Raw genomic sequence first — 15,112 nt, 5'->3', positions numbered from 1 at the left:
ACATTAAGATAGTTGATACAAAGATACTTGGCGTCGATAGATGATCCTACGCGAAAGCTCGAGCCATGCCGAAGCCTCAGTCGAAAGATCCTGCCCAACCGAAGAGCGGGGCCGCCCGCCAGCTCCCCGGCGCCGTCGGTCTGGCGGCGCCGGCCCTTCTGGTGACAACCGGGTCTTTGCTCGCGGTCACGATCATCCTGTCGCGGCTCGCGTCCGATGGCGGCGCCCCGATGCTTTGGTTTTTGACCTTGGTCATGGGCGGCGCGGGGCTGGCGCTGATGGCCGTGGCCCTCCTCTCCGGACAAACGCGGGGTGGCTGGCGCCGCCTGTTGCTCTACAGCCTCGTCGCCGGGGCTTTCCAGGCGTTGCCCAGCGCCATGGCCTATCTCTCGGTCGCCCATGTGGGCGCCGGCTACGTCTCGCTCGCCTTCGCCTTTCCGCTGTTGGTCACCTACGTCCTGGCGCTCGCGGTCGGGATGGAGCGCTTCGACCCGCTGCGCGCCTTGGGCGTGACCGTCGCCCTGGCCGGCGGTCTCCTTCTGGCGCTCTCCAAGTTCGAGGGCCTTTCGGGCGACGAGGAAGCGGTCGGCTGGGTCCTCGTCGCCTCGGCTATTCCCTTCGTCCTGGCCTGCGGGAACCTCTTCCGCACGCGCTTCTGGCCCAAGGGCGCGCCGCCACTGCTGCTGGCGGCTCTCATGCTGCTGCTGGCCGCCGCCCTGACCGCGCCCTTCGCAGCCCTCAGCGAGGGACCCGCGTCAGTTGCTCGCCTGTGGGATCAGCGTCTCCTGCTGAGCCTGAGCGCTTTGAACATCCTGGCTTTCGCGCTGCAATTCGTCGCCTACTTCCGGCTGCAGTATACGGCCGGCCCGGTTTACCTCAGCCAGATCGGCTCGGTGGCAGCTGCGGTCGGCACGCCGGTGGCTGTCCTCTTCCTGGGCGAAACCCTGCCCGAGGGCTTCGCGGTCGCCCTGCTGCTGATCGTCGGCGGTGCCCTGCTCTTTCAGGTGGCGGGCCGGCGGGCTTCTCGATCGTAGAGCAAGCGAACCGATCACGTGTCGCCGGTCAGTTCGTCCTCCAGCCAGGCCAGCAGAGCTGCTGCTTCGGGGCGTAGCTGTCCCTGCTCTCGTCGGTAGACGGAGAGACCTCGGGGCAGGATCACCCTTTCGCCGAAGGGGCGCAGCAGGCTGCCGGACTGCAGCAGCCGCTCCATCGCTCGCCGCCAGCCGAGCCCGATGCCGTGGCCTTCCACGGCCGCCTGGATCAGCACCGGATAGCTGTCGAAGGCCGTGCCGCGATGGCCGACGCGCAGGGGGCTGCCGAGCCGCTCCAGCCAGTCGTCCCATTCCAGCCAGTCCTGCGGCTCCACCCGGTGGTGCAGCAGGCGGTGGTTGGGCAGATCGGCCAGGGGCAGAGGTGGCCGCGAGGCCGTCTTGCGCTTGGCGAGATAGGCCGGACTGCAGACGGGAAAGACCTCGTCCGTCGCCGTGAAGGCCAGGGGGTAGGCGCCGCTCGGGCGGTCGGAGGTCTGCAGGGCGACGTCGAAGGGCTCCGTCGTTCGGGCGACCGGCAGGGTAGAGGCGGTTACCCTGATCTCGATGCGCGGATGGCGCTGGTGAAAGCCGGCGAGGCGCGGCATCACCCAGTAATAGGCCGAGCAGAGTTCGGCGAAGAGAACCACCTCGCCGCTGCGGTCCTTGCTCCGCAACTCCGTCGCGCGGGCGGCCAGGGTCTCCAGACTGGCCGCCACGCTCAGGGCGAAGTCGCGGCCCGCCTCCGTCAGGAAGACGGCCCGGTGACGGCGCTCGAACAGCCGAACGCCCAGATCCTCCTCCAGGGCCCGGATCTGCCGGCTGACGGCGGCCTGGGTCAGATTCAGCTCCTCGGCCGCCTGGGTGAAGCTCTCAAGCCGAGCGGCCGCCTCGAAGGGCAGGAGGCTGGCCAGCGGCGGCAGGCTCTTGCGAAAACGATTCATAACTCAAGGTAATGTATTTGAACGCAGAAGTCGTTTGAGAAAGCCGCCTGCCCGCTACAAAGCTTGATCCTTGTTCATCCAAGGAGCGGGCGGATCTACCGGAATGAACCGAGCGGCAAGCGAACGTCCCGACCGGGTCGGGCAGGGCATCCTGTTGATCGTGGTATCGGTCTTCCTGATGTCGCTGGGGGATGCCCTGGTCCGCTCTCTCAGCGCCGCGCTCACCCTTTGGCAGATCTTCCTGCTGCGGTCGCTCCTTGCGCTTCCGCTTCTGATGCTGCCGCTTCTGGCAGTCCTGATTGCCCAGCGTCGTAAGCCGGTAGTCTTCGGACAAACGGCGCTCGGCTGGATCGCGCTCCGCAGCCTGCTGCTGGTCGCCATGTGGATCGCCTTCTACGTCGCCCTGCCGCTGTTGCCCCTGAGCCTTGCCGCCAGCGCGCTCTACACGGCGCCTTTGCTGGTCGCGCTGCTGTCGGCGCTGGCGATCGGGGAGCCGCCGGGACTCAGGCTGAAGCTGGCCCTCGGCCTCGGTTTCCTGGGGGTGTTGGTGATCCTGCGTCCGGGCACGGAGGCCTTCTCCTGGGCGATGATCCTGCCGCTCCTGGCGGCGGGCGCCTACGCGCTGGCCATGGTCATCACGCGCAGCAAATGCGGCACGACTGCCCCCCTGGCCCTGTCTTTCGCTCTCAACCTCTGCTTTCTGGTGGCCGGTCTGCTTGGCGTCGCGGCGCTGTGGCTTCTGGATCCGCTCTTGCCCGCCGCCGCCAACCCCTTTCTGCTCGGCGACTGGGTGCCTCTGGACCGGCAGGAATGGGGCCTGTTGGTCCTGCTGGCCCTTCTCTTTGTCGCCGTCGCGACGGGGGTCGCCCGAGCCTACCAATGCGGCCCACCAGCGGTGATCGCCACCTTCGACTACGCCTACCTGCCCTTCGCGGTGCTCTGGGGCCTGATGTTATTCCGAGAGCTTCCCGATGCCGCGACCGTCACCGGCATGGCGCTGATCGCCGTCGCGGGGTGCCTGGTTCTGTGGCGACCGCCGACGGCCGGCCCAGTGCGCGCGCCAAAGGCCGAGGAGACCTAGAAGGCAGACGAGCGCCAAGGTCACGGTGGGAATCCAGCCTTCGGGTGCCTCCAGTGTGAGCAGGGTCGCGGCGCTGGCGGCCAGCCAGAGCGACGGGATCAGGAACAGCAGGCGCCGCGCGCTGTCGGGCGGCTGCAGCAGCGCGATCCCCAGGGTCAGGATCGCCGTCGGGTCGGGCGCGATGCCGAAGACCTCCGCCCCCGCCAGGGGCCGTCCGGCGAGCGGGGCGGTCAGAGGGTGCAGCAGCAGGGCGTAGCCGATCAGCGCGAAACCCGTGGCGGCCTGTGGGTCGAGACCCTCGCGTAGGCGCAGGCCGTCCCGGCGCACGGCCAACTCCAGGAACAGGAGGGCTTGCAGGCCGAACAGCGGCGCGAGGTAGGCGGCGGCCCAGTTGATCGGCGCGTAGCGCTGCCACAGGAAGCTCCAGCCGACCCAGGCCCAGGCGGCGGCCAGCAGCAGCGCGGCGGCTCGGTCGGTCGCGGGCCGACGGCGCAGCAGCAGGACCGGCAGAGCGAGGCCGAGCAGCAGCGCGATGGGCGGCAGGGGCCAGAGCGCCGCGTTCTCCAGCTCGAAGAGACGCCAGTAGCTGCGGGGCGAGAACAGCAGGAAGTCCGCCGGCCGATAGCTCAACCAGGCCGGCATCTAGCGCTCCGGCGCGGGGCGCGGCGGTCTCAAAGCGCGCGCACCTGCTCGGCGATCTGCGCGCGCAGGGCCGCATCGGGCAAGGGGCCGCGCGCCGCCGCCTTGTTCTCGCGCAGGTGCGCGACCCGGGTCGTGGCGGGGATCGCCACCGTCACCGCCAGTTCGGACAGGATGTACTTCAGGATCGCCTGCGCCCAGGTCTCTACGCCGATCTCGCGCAGCGCCTCCGGCAGCGGGGCGTTGCGCAGCCGGCGCGTCAGCGCGCCGCCCTGGAAGGGGCGATTGACGATGACGCCGATACCCTTCTCGCGGGCCAGCGGCAGCAAGCGGGCCTCGGCGTCGCGGTCCAGCACGTTGTAGGTCAGCTGCACGAAGTCGATGGGCTGGCGCTCCATGATCCGCTCCAGCAGATCGTGCCGCCGTCCGTGCGAGGTGGTGATGCCGACGTAGCCCAGATCGCCCGCCGCCTTCATCTCGAAGAGGGTGTCCAGATGCCCTTCCCAGGCGACTAGGTTGTGGACCTGCAGCAGGTCGAAGCGCGGAAGGCCCCATTTCCGCCGCGTCTCCGCGATCTGAGTGGGACCGTCATCGACGCCGCTGGTCCAGACCTTCTCCGTCGAGAAGACGCTGGCGGGCCGGCCCAGCCGCTCCAGCCCGTAGCCGATGGTGTCTTGGGACGAGCCGTACATGGGCGAACAGTCGATCATCCCGCCGCCCTCCTCGACGAAGGCGGCCATGACCTCCACGCATTCGTCGCGCAGCAGCGGGTCGTCGCCGACGTTGAAGGTGATCCAGCTACCCAGTCCGACGGCCGGTACCGCCTGGCCGCTCGAGGGGATGCGCCGTTGCTCGGCCTCCGGCGACTGCGCCCGGGCCGGCGCAAGCGGCCGCAGGGCCGTGAGGCCAAGGGACCCGGCTGCGGATCCGAGGAGAAAGCGACGTCGATCCACCTGCATTGCCGGCTCCCGCTGCTCGCCAAGTGTGTTTGGTCGAGCCTGCCTCGGCAAAATGGCAAGAGCGCGGCGCCTTCGACAGCAACGGCCCCAAGCAAGCGAAGCCGACGGCCTATGCCTGCTGAGGTGGGCGCCCCAGACGGGACTTGAGGGTCGGACGCTACTCGGCGGCCCGCGCTGCGGGCTTGGTCCAGGCGAATTTCTGGAAGGGCTCGTTCAGCGGCGTGTCGGCGATGTGGTTGGTGTAGTTGGAGAGCACCTTCAGGCCGACGCCCAGGATCACCTCCAGCACCTGCTGGCGCCCATAGCCGGCGGCCAGGAAGGCCTCGACCTCGGCATTCTCGACCCAGCCGCGCTTGGTCACCACCGCACGGGTAAAGTTCCGCAGCGCCTCCAGCTTCGCATCGGGCAGCGGCGTGTCGTTGCGCAGGGCCTCGATCACCTCGTCGGGCACGCCCTGGGACTTGGCGGTCCCGGTGTGCGCCGCCATGCAGAAGGTGCACTCGTTCAGGAAGTTGGCGGTGAACATCACCGTCTGCCGCTCGGTCGCGGTGAAGGAAGTCTTGTCGAAGATCCCGGCGAGGGTCTGGTAGCCCTCCAGCAGCGCCGGAGCCTCGGCCTGGATGGCCCAGAGGCTGGGCACGAAACCGAGCTTCTTCTCGGCGGCTGTCAGGCGCTCGGCGGCGCCGTCCGGTGCCGTCTCGGGGGTGTGCAGCGTGAAATCGACCATGGAGGTGCCTCCGTTCGGGGGTGGGGCGTTCCGCCAGGGCCAGTGAAACCCCGCCGACACGCGCATTCGTCGATGGACTGCAGGTGGGGGTGCCGGAGTTCGGGCTGAACCGTGCATCTCCGCATCTCATCTGTGATGCCCCCTCATAATTCACGGGGCCGTGATGTCGTTTTGCGCCCTTTCGGCGCAGGTCACGGCGGCGCTTGTCCTGGCGCGCCGGCCTTCCTACAAGGGCGGCCATGTTCGGATTCAGCATTACCAAGCTGCTGGTGCTCGCCGGCGTCATCCTGGTCGTCTGGTACGGATTCAAGCTGGTCGGCCGGCTGGACTCGGCGCGCAAGGCGGAGGCCAAGTTGCGCCGGGAGACCAAGGCGACCCGTAAGACGTCGCGCAAGGACCCCGCCGAGCCGGCGTCCCCGCGCGACCCCGCCTCCCTGGAGGCGGAGGAGATGCTGCAGTGTCCCTCCTGCCGGACCTACGTAGCCGCCGGCAGCGCGAAGAACTGCGGCCGAGCCGACTGTCCAAACTGATTTGACGTCTGTCGACTTGCACCCTTCGGTTGCGCCTGCCGCAGCCTCTTCCTCCGCCGGCCCCGCGCCTTGATTTGCGGCGGGCTGCCCAGTAGGGTCACGGCCCTCTACCGCACCTGCGAAAAACCCCGGATTGCACCCCCCAGCGATGGCCAAGCGCGCCGCCGATCCCGATACCTGCTTTCAAGGTCTGATCCTCAAGCTCCAGGACTACTGGGCGCGGCAGGGCTGCGTCATCCTGCAGCCCTACGACCTGGAGGTCGGCGCCGGGACCTTCCATCCCGCGACCACCCTGCGGGCGCTCGGCCCCGACCGGGTCTGGAACTGCGCCTACGTGCAGCCCTCGCGCCGCCCGACCGACGGGCGTTACGGCGACAACCCCAACCGACTGCAGCACTACTACCAGTACCAGGTGCTGATGAAGCCCAGCCCGGCGAACATTCAGGAGCTCTATCTGGGCTCCTTGCGCGTGTTGGGGATCGACCCGCTGGAGCACGACATCCGCTTCGTGGAGGACGACTGGGAGAGCCCGACGCTGGGCGCCTGGGGCCTAGGGTGGGAGGTCTGGTGCAACGGCATGGAGGTCACGCAGTTCACCTACTTCCAGCAGGTTGGCGGTCTCGACTGCCGGCCCGTCCCGGTGGAGCTGACCTACGGGCTGGAGCGGCTGATCATGTATGTGCAGGGCGTGGACAGCATCTACGACCTGGACTGGGACGGCGTGCCGACGGAGCAGGGCGGCAAGTGCTACGGCGACGTCTTCCTGCAGGCGGAGCGGGAGTTCAGCGCCTTCAACTTCGAACATGCCGGCGTCGAGCGGCTGTTCCGGCACTTCGCGGACGCCGAGGCCGAGTGCATGGCTCTGCTGGAGGCGCGCCTGGCCCTGCCGGCCTACGACCTCTGCATGAAGGCCAGCCACCTCTTCAATCTGCTGGACGCGCGGGGCGTCATCTCCGTTACCGAGCGGCAGGCCTACATCGGCCGCGTGCGCGCCCTGGCCAAGGGCTGCTGCGAGACCTGGGTCGCCTCCTTCGCCGAGTCCGGCGAAGCGCCGCCGCTTGAGGCTGCGGGGACGAACGATGTCTGAGCTGCTTCTGGAGCTGCGCTCGGAGGAGATCCCCGCCCGCATGCAGGTTCAGGCGGCGGAAAACCTGCGCGCGCTGGTCTGCGACAGACTGGGCGCCGCCGGCCTGACCTTCGACCATGCCTTCGCCACCGCGACCCCGCGCCGTCTCGTGCTGGTGGTCGAGGGACTGCCCCTCAAGCAGCCCGACCGGACCGAGGAGCGCAAGGGCCCGAAGCGCGGCGCGCCGGAGCCGGCCATCGCGGGCTTTCTGAAGGCCAATGGCTTCGCCTCCGCCGACGAGGCGGAGCTGCGCGAGACGCCCAAGGGCGAATTCTTCTTCGCCGTGCGACAGATCCCGGGACAGGCCACGGCCTCGGTCCTGCCCGAGCTGCTGGCCGAGGCGATCCGCGCCTTGGTCTGGCCGACCTCCATGCGCTGGGCGGAAACCGATTTCCGCTGGGTTCGCCCGCTGCACGCCGTGCTGGCGTTGTTTGACGGCGTCCGGCTGGAGGGCACGCTGGACCTGGGCGACCGGCAGTTGACCTTCACCGACCGGACGCGCGGCCATCCCTTCCTGGCGCCCGAGGACATCCGGGTCGAAGGCTGGGCCGACTACCGGGAGCGGCTGGAGCAGGCCTTCGTGCGTGTCGACCGCGGCGAGCGGCGCAAGGTCCTGGTCGAACAGGCCTCGGCGCTCGCGCACGCCGCCGGACTGGCGGTCAAGGAGGATACGCCCCTGGTCGAGGAGGTGACCGGACTCGTGGAGTGGCCGGAGCCGCTGATGGGCAGCATCGAAGCGCGCTTCATGGAGCTGCCGGACGAGGTGCTCTCGACCTCCATGCGCAGCCATCAGAAGTACTTCTCCCTGGTCGAGCCGGACGGAACGCTGGCACCCCGCTTCCTGCTGGCGGCCGATATGACGGCGCCCGAAGGCTCGCTGCGGCGCAAGAACATCGTGGAGGGCAACGAGCGGGTGCTGCGTGCCCGTCTGGCCGACGCCGAGTTCTTCTGGGACCAGGACCGCAAGCAGAGCCTGCAGAGCCGGGTCGCTGCGCTGCGCGCCATCGTCTTCCACGCGCGGCTCGGGACGGTCGAGGACAAGGTCGACCGCATCACCGCGCTGGCCGTGGAGATCGCCAAGGCCGTGCCGGGCGCAGACCTGGACCGGGTGCGCTCCGCCGCACGGCTCTGCAAGTCCGATCTCGTCACCGGCATGGTGGGCGAGTTTCCCGAGCTGCAGGGCATCATGGGCCGCTACTACGCTTTGGCCGACGGCGAGCAGCCCGAAGTGGCGCAGGCCATCGCTGAGCACTATGCGCCACAGGGGCCGAACGATCGCTGCCCCACGGCGCCGGTCAGCCTCTGCGTCGCCCTGGCCGACAAGCTCGATAGTTTGGTCGGCATGTTCGCCATCGACGAGAAGCCGACCGGCAGCAAGGACCCCTTCGCCTTGCGCCGGGCTGCCCTGGGGGTCATTCGCCTAATCGTCGAGAACGAGCTGCGGCTGCCGCTGTCGGCGTTGTTCCGCTCCGGATATGCCGGCGTCCATCAGCTCCCCTCCGCGACCGGCCTGCGGCCCGAAGCCGATGCGGTCGCATCGGACCTGCTCGCTTTCTTCGCCGACCGGCTGAAGGTGGCGCTGCGCGAGCAGGGCGTGCGCCACGATCTGATCCAGGCGATCTTCAACCTCGGCGACGAGGACGACCTGGTGCGTCTGCTGCGGCGGGTCGAGGCGCTTGAGGACTTCCTCAAGACCGACGATGGCGCCAACCTGCTGGTCGCCTACCGCCGTGCGGCCAATATCGTCCGCATCGAGGCCAAGAAGGACGGGGTGGAGATCGCCGGCGCCGTGGAGCCCGGCGTGCTCGAACAGCGCGAGGAACAGGCACTGTTCCAGGCGCTGGAACTGGCCGGGGATAAGGCTGCGGCGGCGCTGGATCGCGAGGACTTCACGGCGGCGATGGCGGCGCTGGCCGAACTGCGCCAGCCGGTCGACGCCTTCTTCGACGCGGTTACCGTCAACGCCGAGGAGGCGCGCTTGCGCCGGAACCGCCTGCGCCTGCTGGCGCGGATCGGCGCGACTCTGGGCCAGGTGGCCGACTTTTCCGCAATCGAGGGCGGTTGAATGACTGAGGCTATGCGCAGCGATTCTGAGACGAGCGGTGAGGGGTTCGCGGAGGCCTGCCGCCGCGAGACTGGTGCGGCCTGGGACAGGGCCTGCGGCCATCCCTTCACTCTGGCCCTGGGCGATGGAACCCTGCCGCAGTCGGCCATGGCCGACTACCTGGTTCAGGATTACGCCTTCGTCGGGACCCTGGTCTCCATGGTCGGCTTCGCGGTCGGCCGGGCGCCGGACATCGGCGCGCAGGCGCGGCTTTCGACCTTCCTGGCGGCGGTAACCTCCGAGGAGAATACCTACTTTCAACGCAGCTTCGAGGCGCTGCAGGTGCCCGAGGGGGATCGTACCGCGCCCGCCCTGCGCGCAGTCACGCGGGACCTGATCGCCGCGATGGAGGATGCCGGCGCGCGGGGCAGCTACGGGGAAATCCTGGCGACGCTCCTGCCCGCCGAATGGATCTACCTGAGCTGGGCCGAGGCGCAGGCGGCCAAGGCGCCCGGCGCCTTCTATTTCCAGGAATGGATCGACCTGCACGTCAATGCCGACTTCCGCGCCTTCGTTCTCTGGCTGAAGGTCGAGACGGACCGCGCCGCCGCGGTGGCCAGCGCCGCGGAACGGCAGGCTATGGCCGAGCGTTTCGCCCGGATGGTCCGGTTGGAGGTCGATTTCTTCGATATGTTCCACCCGCGCTGACGGGCGCGGACGATACAGCCCGGTCTCTCGACGACGGGAGGCAGGCAGACGAGACGGAGCGATGGCATGAGCAAGTGGGTCTACGGCTTTGGCGGCGGCAACTCGGACGGCCGCGCGGAGATGCGCAACCTGCTGGGCGGCAAGGGGGCGAACTTGGCGGAGATGGCCTCCATCGGCCTGCCGGTTCCGCCCGGCTTCACCATCACCACCGAGGTCTGCACCCACTACACCCAGAACGGCGGCTACCCCGACACGCTGGACGCCCAGGTCGGCGAGGCGCTGAGCGCGATCGAGCGGGATCTCGGGATGAGCTTCGGCGCGGTGGAGAACCCGCTACTGGTCTCGGTGCGCTCCGGCGCGCGCGTCTCCATGCCCGGCATGATGGACACGGTCCTCAACCTCGGCCTCAACGACGAGACGGTCGAGGGGCTGGCCCGCAAGAGCGGCGATCCGCGCTTCGCCTACGACAGCTACCGCCGTTTCATCCAGATGTTCGGCGACGTGGTGCTGGGTGTCGATCACGGCCACTTCGAGGAGACCCTGGAGCTGGCCAAGGAGGACAAGGGCGTCGATCTCGACACCGACCTGACGGCCGACGACTGGAAGGCGGTGATCGAGCAGTACAAGGCGAAGGTGGAGGAGGAGACGGGCGAGCCCTTCCCCCAGAGCCCGAAGGATCAGCTCTGGAAGGCGGTGTCCGCCGTCTTCGGCTCCTGGACCAACCAGCGCGCCCGCACCTACCGCCGCCTGCACAACATTCCCGAGGAATGGGGCACGGCGGTCAACGTCCAGGCCATGGTCTTCGGCAACATGGGTCAGGACTGCGCCACCGGCGTCGCCTTCACCCGCGATCCCTCGACCGGCGAGAACGACTTCTACGGCGAGTACCTGGTCAACGCCCAGGGCGAGGACGTGGTCGCCGGAATCCGCACGCCGCAGAATCTGACGGTGCAGGGCAAGCAGAAGAACGACAGCGACCTGCCCGCCATGGAAGAGGTGATGCCCGAAGTCTTCCAGCAGCTCTGCGAGGTGCGCAACCGGCTGGAGGCGCACTACAAGGAGATGCAGGACATCGAGTTCACGGTGCAGTCCGGCACGCTCTACATGCTGCAGACCCGCACCGGCAAGCGCACGGCCGCCGCCGCGCTCAAGATCGCGACGCAGATGGTGGAGGAAGGTCTGATCGACGAGGCCGAGGCCGTCCGCCGCGTCGACCCGGCGGCGCTCGACCAGCTGCTGCATCCGACCCTCGATCCTCAGGCCGAGCGCAACGTGATCGCCAAGGGCCTGCCGGCCTCTCCGGGCGCGGCCTCTGGCGAGGTGGTCTTCAGCGCCGACCGCGCCGAAGCTCTGGGGCAGGAGGGCCGCAAGGTGATCCTCTGCCGGGTCGAGACCAGCCCGGAAGACATTCACGGCATGCACGCCGCCGAGGGGATCCTGACCACCCGGGGCGGCATGACAAGCCACGCCGCCGTGGTGGCGCGCGGCATGGGCCGGCCCTGCGTCGCCGGTGCCGGCGAGCTGCGCATCGACTACAAGACCGGCAAGATGCGGGTGCGCGACGTAGAGATTTCCGAAGGCGAGGTCATCACCCTGGACGGCGCCACCGGCGAGGTGATGCAGGGCGAGGTGGCGACCATCCAGCCGGAGCTGACCGGCGACTTCGCCAAGCTGATGGCCTGGGCCGACGGCATCCGCCGCATGAAGGTGCGCACCAACGCGGAGACGCCGGGCGACTGCCGTACGGCGGTAAAGTTCGGCTGCGAGGGCATCGGCCTCTGCCGTACCGAGCATATGTTCTTCGACGCGGATCGCATCGTCGCCGTGCGCGAGATGATCCTGGCCGACACGGTCGAGGCGCGGCGCAAGGCCCTGGCCCGCATCCTGCCGATGCAGCGCCAGGACTTCGCGGAGATCTTCAAGATCATGAGCGGCCTGCCGGTCACCGTGCGGCTGCTCGACCCGCCGCTGCACGAGTTCCTGCCCCACGGCGAGAGCGAGATGCAGGAGGTGGCGACCGCCGCCGGCGCGACGGTCGAACAGGTGCGCCAGCGCAGCCTGCAACTGGAGGAAAGCAACCCGATGCTCGGGCATCGCGGCTGCCGCCTGGGCATCACCTATCCCGAGATCTACGAGATGCAGGCCCGCGCGATCTTCGAGGCGGCGGCCGAAGTGCAGCGCGAGACCGGCAAGACCGTCGAACCCGAGGTCATGATCCCGCTGGTCGCCACCCGGCGCGAGCTGGAGATCCTGAAGCAGCTGGTGGACGCCACCGCTCAGGCCGTTTTCGCCGAGACCGGGCAGACCGTCGCCTATCTGGTCGGCACCATGATCGAACTGCCGCGCGCGGCGCTCTGCGCCGACGAGATCGCGGAGGAGGCCGAGTTCTTCTCCTTCGGCACCAACGACCTGACCCAGACCGTCTTCGGCCTGTCGCGCGACGACGCCGGCAGCTTTCTGCCGACCTACGAGGCGCGCGGCATCGTCAAGCAGGATCCCTTCATCACTCTGGATCCGAAGGGCGTCGGACAGCTCGTCTCCATCGCGGCGGACAAGGGCCGCGGCGTGCGCGGCGACATCAAGCTCGGCATCTGCGGCGAACACGGCGGCGACCCGGCCTCGATCCGCTTCTGCCAGTCGGTCGGACTGGACTACGTGAGTTGCTCGCCCTACCGCGTGCCCATCGCCCGCCTCGCCGCCGCCCAGGCGGCTCTGGAAGAGAGCGAGCGGGACGTCTGACGCCGGGCAGCTAAGATGATCGCGCTCTAGCCGGCCCGCGAGCGTTCTCTCATGACCGGGCGCAGCTTGAGCTTGAGGGCGATCAGGTCGTTCAGCTCGATGCCTGTGATGCGGGCGATTTCCGACAGCGGCAGGTTGGTTTCCCGGATCAGCACCTTGGCGTGTTCGGTCGGCGGAATGCGCCGGCCGGAGCGGCGGCGGAAGCTGCGTGACCGCGCCTCCCGTGCCTCGCGGGCCGCCTTGCGTTCGGCCTCGTCCTGGGCCCACTGGGCGCGCTGACGGGCCCGGCTGGCCGCGGCTGCCTGGCTGTCATGGGCGTGGTAGGCCTGATGGAACCGCCGTGCGAAGTCGGCATCCTCGGCGCTGCGCTTCTGCCAGTAGCTCTCGCGCTGCTTCTGCTGTTCGCGCTGCTCCCGCTCGGCGGCCATCTCGGCGTCGTGCGCGGCGAAACTCGCGGCATCCTCCAGGCTCAGGCCCTTGCGCGCGGCCAGACGCTCGGCGGCGGCCAGGGCCGCGCGGCGTTCGCCGGGGTAGGGGGATTCTTTGGCGAGCACCAGCAGCTTGTGCAGCCGATTGCGCTCATCGGGGGTAAAGCTCTCTGACATCGCCTAGACGATAGGCAAGGTTCGTCGCCGGTTCCAGGCAAGCTTGAGCTTGACAGGCTGCACCTTGGAATTCCGCGAATCCTTCCGCAATATCCTGGCCGGAGCCGGTTGCCGCCCGGTCCTCCGCATGGCAGCTTGCCGCCCGGTAAACGAGCAGCCATGGGAAGGAAGCAAGCGGAGATGGGCGAACGTTTGACGGGTAAGGTCGCGCTGGTCACGGGGGCCGCGCGGGGGATCGGCCGGGCCGTCGCGCAGGTTTTCGCGGCAGAGGGCGCTCAAGTCGTGCTGAGCGACATCGAGTCGGCGGCGGGCGAGGCCTCGGCCGAGGCAATTCGCCAAGCCGGCGGCGAGGCGCGCTTCCTGGCCTGCGATGTCGGCGACAAGGGGCAGGTGGAGGCGCTGATCGCCGCCGCCGTCGAGGCCTACGGGCACCTCGACATCGCCGTTGCCAACGCCGGCATCGTCATCGCCAAGGACTTCCTGGAGCTGGAGGAGGAGGACTGGGACCGCACGATGCGGGTCAATCTGAAGGGCGTCTTCCTGACCGGTCAGGCGGCGGCGCGCCAGATGGTGGCGCAGGCGGCGGCAGGCCGCAAAGGCGGCGCCATCGTCAACATGTCCTCGATCAACGGGGTGGTCGCGATCCCGGCCATCGCGCCCTACGTCTCGAGTAAGGGCGGGGTCAACCAGTTGACCAAGGCCATGGCCCTGTCGCTCGCGCCCCACGGCATCCGGGTGAACGCGATCGGTCCCGGCTCCATCGCCACGGAGATGGGGCAGGCCGTGCTGAACGACCCGGAAAAGCGCCGCAACGCCATGTCGCGCACGCCGATGGGCCGTATGGGCGAACCGGAGGAAATCGGACGTGTCGCGCTCTTCCTGGCGAGCGAGGATGCCAGCTACATGACGGGCCAGACCCTCTACCCCGACGGCGGCCGCCTGGCGCTCAACTACACGGTGCCTGTCGACGAGTGACGCCGGACCGTGCCGCATGGAAAAAGGCGCCCGCAGGCGCCTTTTTGCCGTGTCTCAGTCGGGCAGCTTGAAGGGGTAGTTCTCCGGCAGCGACTCCCCGAAGCCGCTCGGCAGGTCCGGGCCGGGCTCGTAGGCCGGCTGCGGCTCTTCCTGGATTACTGCCTCGGGGCGGGCCTTGCGGGCCTTCGCAACGGTGGCGTTCAGGTCGGACTGGGTGCAGAGGCCGAGCAGGACGGGATCCTTCGGCCGGATGTTGGGTGAGTTCCAGTGGCTACGGTCGCGCACGGCGCCGATGGTGTTCTTGGTGGTGCCGATCAGCTTGGCGACCTGGCTGTCCTTCAGCTCGGGATGGAAGCGCAGCAGCCAGGCGATGCCGTCCGGCTTGTCCTGGCGCTTGGCCACAGGTGTGTAGCGGGGGCCCTTGGTGCGCTTGGCCGGCTGGGGCAGGTCCTGCTTCAGCAGCTTCATGCGGTACTTGGCGTCCTCCTGGGCACGCTCCAGTTCCGTCTTGTCCAGCTGGTTGCTGGTGATCGGGTCCATGCCCTGGATGCCGACCGCGACCTCGCCGTCGGCGATGCCCTGAACCTCCAGCGGATGCATTCCGCAGAAGTCGGCGATCTGATCGAAGGTCAGCGCAGTGTTCTCGACCAGCCAGACGGCGGTCGCCTTGGGCATCAGGGGCAGGGTATCGGCCATTGTCGTCCTCCGTCGCACCGGCGGTCACCAACCGGCACTTGCATTGCGCCGTTAGGGCGACAACGCCGTTGTTCTGATAAGCGGGGAGCTTCCTGGCTATATAGAGCTTGTCGGTTTCGGGCGAAAGCCCGTTTTGCCGTCTTTCGAAGTTCCAGGCCCTGAGACTTCGGACGGCGGGCGGATGAGAGCCTGAGCTCCGACCTCCTGTCAGCGCTCAGCTTTTGCCGGACGGCCCCCACCTGCGCTGTATCACTGGCCCGCCGAACAGGCGTCGGTGAAAGACGGCGGCCCCGATATGCACAACCAGCAGC

General features: G+C 68.6%; 13 protein-coding genes and 1 pseudogene. 8 read left to right on the top strand and 6 right to left on the bottom strand.

Going from position 1 to position 15,112, the window contains the following annotated elements; genetic code table 11:
* The first annotated feature begins 65 nt into the window (after positions 1–65).
* Positions 66–1,034, top strand: coding sequence for an EamA family transporter (locus tag ACO054_RS13330; protein ID WP_421707072.1), 969 nt, complete (start codon positions 66–68; stop codon positions 1,032–1,034).
* 14 nt (positions 1,035–1,048) lie between these two features.
* Here the strand turns inward: ACO054_RS13330 and ACO054_RS13325 are convergent, their stop codons facing one another.
* Positions 1,049–1,972, bottom strand: coding sequence for a LysR substrate-binding domain-containing protein (locus ACO054_RS13325; protein ID WP_421707071.1), 924 nt, complete (start codon positions 1,970–1,972; stop codon positions 1,049–1,051).
* Positions 1,973–2,075: 103 nt separating this feature from the next.
* Between ACO054_RS13325 and ACO054_RS13320 the strand changes: the two are divergent.
* Positions 2,076–2,516, top strand: a pseudogene (locus ACO054_RS13320) (EamA family transporter); the annotation flags it as partial.
* A gap of 408 nt (positions 2,517–2,924) precedes the next feature.
* On the opposite strand, the gene ACO054_RS13315 reads toward ACO054_RS13320, so the two are convergent.
* The 3 genes from ACO054_RS13315 to ACO054_RS13305 all read right to left on the bottom strand — a co-directional run bounded on the left by ACO054_RS13315 (position 2,925) and on the right by ACO054_RS13305 (position 5,378).
* Positions 2,925–3,695 (bottom strand): DUF6064 family protein, encoded by a 771-nt coding sequence (locus ACO054_RS13315; RefSeq protein ID WP_421707070.1) that lies wholly within the window; start codon positions 3,693–3,695, stop codon positions 2,925–2,927.
* A 29-nt stretch (positions 3,696–3,724) separates the two neighbouring features.
* The gene (locus ACO054_RS13310) at positions 3,725–4,651 is read right to left on the bottom strand and encodes an aldo/keto reductase (RefSeq protein WP_421707069.1); all 927 of its coding nucleotides are present in this window, start codon (positions 4,649–4,651) and stop codon (positions 3,725–3,727) included.
* Positions 4,652–4,808: 157 nt separating this feature from the next.
* A complete protein-coding gene (locus ACO054_RS13305) occupies positions 4,809–5,378 on the bottom strand; it encodes a carboxymuconolactone decarboxylase family protein (RefSeq protein ID WP_421707068.1) in 570 nt (189 codons plus the stop codon).
* A gap of 239 nt (positions 5,379–5,617) precedes the next feature.
* Between ACO054_RS13305 and ACO054_RS13300 the strand changes: the two genes are divergently transcribed.
* The 5 genes from ACO054_RS13300 (at position 5,618) to ppdK (ending at position 12,525) form a co-directional block, all read left to right on the top strand.
* Positions 5,618–5,908, top strand: coding sequence for a hypothetical protein (locus ACO054_RS13300; RefSeq protein WP_421707067.1), 291 nt, complete (start codon positions 5,618–5,620; stop codon positions 5,906–5,908).
* A gap of 148 nt (positions 5,909–6,056) precedes the next feature.
* Positions 6,057–6,995, top strand: a complete 939-nt coding sequence (locus ACO054_RS13295) for a glycine--tRNA ligase subunit alpha (RefSeq protein WP_421707066.1) — start codon at positions 6,057–6,059, stop codon at positions 6,993–6,995.
* Entirely contained in the window at positions 6,988–9,099 is a 2,112-nt protein-coding gene (glyS, locus tag ACO054_RS13290; RefSeq protein ID WP_421707065.1) for a glycine--tRNA ligase subunit beta, read from the top strand. Before ACO054_RS13295 ends, glyS begins: the two co-directional genes overlap by 8 nt.
* Entirely contained in the window at positions 9,100–9,786 is a 687-nt protein-coding gene (locus tag ACO054_RS13285) for a TenA family protein (protein ID WP_421707064.1), read from the top strand.
* A 66-nt stretch (positions 9,787–9,852) separates the two neighbouring features.
* The gene (gene ppdK / locus ACO054_RS13280; RefSeq protein WP_421707063.1) at positions 9,853–12,525 is read left to right on the top strand and encodes a pyruvate, phosphate dikinase; all 2,673 of its coding nucleotides are present in this window, start codon (positions 9,853–9,855) and stop codon (positions 12,523–12,525) included.
* 26 nt (positions 12,526–12,551) lie between these two features.
* Here the strand turns inward: ppdK and ACO054_RS13275 are convergent, their stop codons facing one another.
* A complete protein-coding gene (locus ACO054_RS13275; RefSeq protein ID WP_421707062.1) occupies positions 12,552–13,130 on the bottom strand; it encodes a DUF2786 domain-containing protein in 579 nt (192 codons plus the stop codon).
* A 180-nt stretch (positions 13,131–13,310) separates the two neighbouring features.
* On the opposite strand from ACO054_RS13275, the gene ACO054_RS13270 reads away from it, so the two are divergent.
* The gene (locus tag ACO054_RS13270) at positions 13,311–14,105 is read left to right on the top strand and encodes an SDR family NAD(P)-dependent oxidoreductase (RefSeq protein ID WP_421707061.1); all 795 of its coding nucleotides are present in this window, start codon (positions 13,311–13,313) and stop codon (positions 14,103–14,105) included.
* Positions 14,106–14,159: 54 nt separating this feature from the next.
* Here the strand turns inward: ACO054_RS13270 and ACO054_RS13265 are convergent, their stop codons facing one another.
* Positions 14,160–14,801, bottom strand: coding sequence for a DUF1013 domain-containing protein (locus tag ACO054_RS13265; protein ID WP_421707060.1), 642 nt, complete (start codon positions 14,799–14,801; stop codon positions 14,160–14,162).
* Between the last annotated feature and the right edge of the window lie 311 nt (positions 14,802–15,112).

It is taken from the genome of Algihabitans sp. (assembly GCF_965226985.1).
GTDB lineage: Bacteria > Pseudomonadota > Alphaproteobacteria > Kiloniellales > DSM-21159 > Algihabitans.
The sequence above is the reverse complement of the archived record's forward strand: the minus strand, read 5'-3'. Positions and strand labels throughout refer to the sequence as shown.

Coding starts and splice junctions, on each gene's coding strand:
- ACO054_RS13330 (WP_421707072.1), top strand. CDS start 66: ATGCCGAAGCCTCAGTCGAAAGATCCTGCCCAACCGAAGAGCGGGGCC.
- ACO054_RS13325 (WP_421707071.1), bottom strand. CDS start 1,972: ATGAATCGTTTTCGCAAGAGCCTGCCGCCGCTGGCCAGCCTCCTGCCC.
- ACO054_RS13315 (WP_421707070.1), bottom strand. CDS start 3,695: ATGCCGGCCTGGTTGAGCTATCGGCCGGCGGACTTCCTGCTGTTCTCG.
- ACO054_RS13310 (WP_421707069.1), bottom strand. CDS start 4,651: ATGCAGGTGGATCGACGTCGCTTTCTCCTCGGATCCGCAGCCGGGTCC.
- ACO054_RS13305 (WP_421707068.1), bottom strand. CDS start 5,378: ATGGTCGATTTCACGCTGCACACCCCCGAGACGGCACCGGACGGCGCC.
- ACO054_RS13300 (WP_421707067.1), top strand. CDS start 5,618: ATGTTCGGATTCAGCATTACCAAGCTGCTGGTGCTCGCCGGCGTCATC.
- ACO054_RS13295 (WP_421707066.1), top strand. CDS start 6,057: ATGGCCAAGCGCGCCGCCGATCCCGATACCTGCTTTCAAGGTCTGATC.
- glyS (WP_421707065.1), top strand. CDS start 6,988: ATGTCTGAGCTGCTTCTGGAGCTGCGCTCGGAGGAGATCCCCGCCCGC.
- ACO054_RS13285 (WP_421707064.1), top strand. CDS start 9,100: ATGACTGAGGCTATGCGCAGCGATTCTGAGACGAGCGGTGAGGGGTTC.
- ppdK (WP_421707063.1), top strand. CDS start 9,853: ATGAGCAAGTGGGTCTACGGCTTTGGCGGCGGCAACTCGGACGGCCGC.
- ACO054_RS13275 (WP_421707062.1), bottom strand. CDS start 13,130: ATGTCAGAGAGCTTTACCCCCGATGAGCGCAATCGGCTGCACAAGCTG.
- ACO054_RS13270 (WP_421707061.1), top strand. CDS start 13,311: ATGGGCGAACGTTTGACGGGTAAGGTCGCGCTGGTCACGGGGGCCGCG.
- ACO054_RS13265 (WP_421707060.1), bottom strand. CDS start 14,801: ATGGCCGATACCCTGCCCCTGATGCCCAAGGCGACCGCCGTCTGGCTG.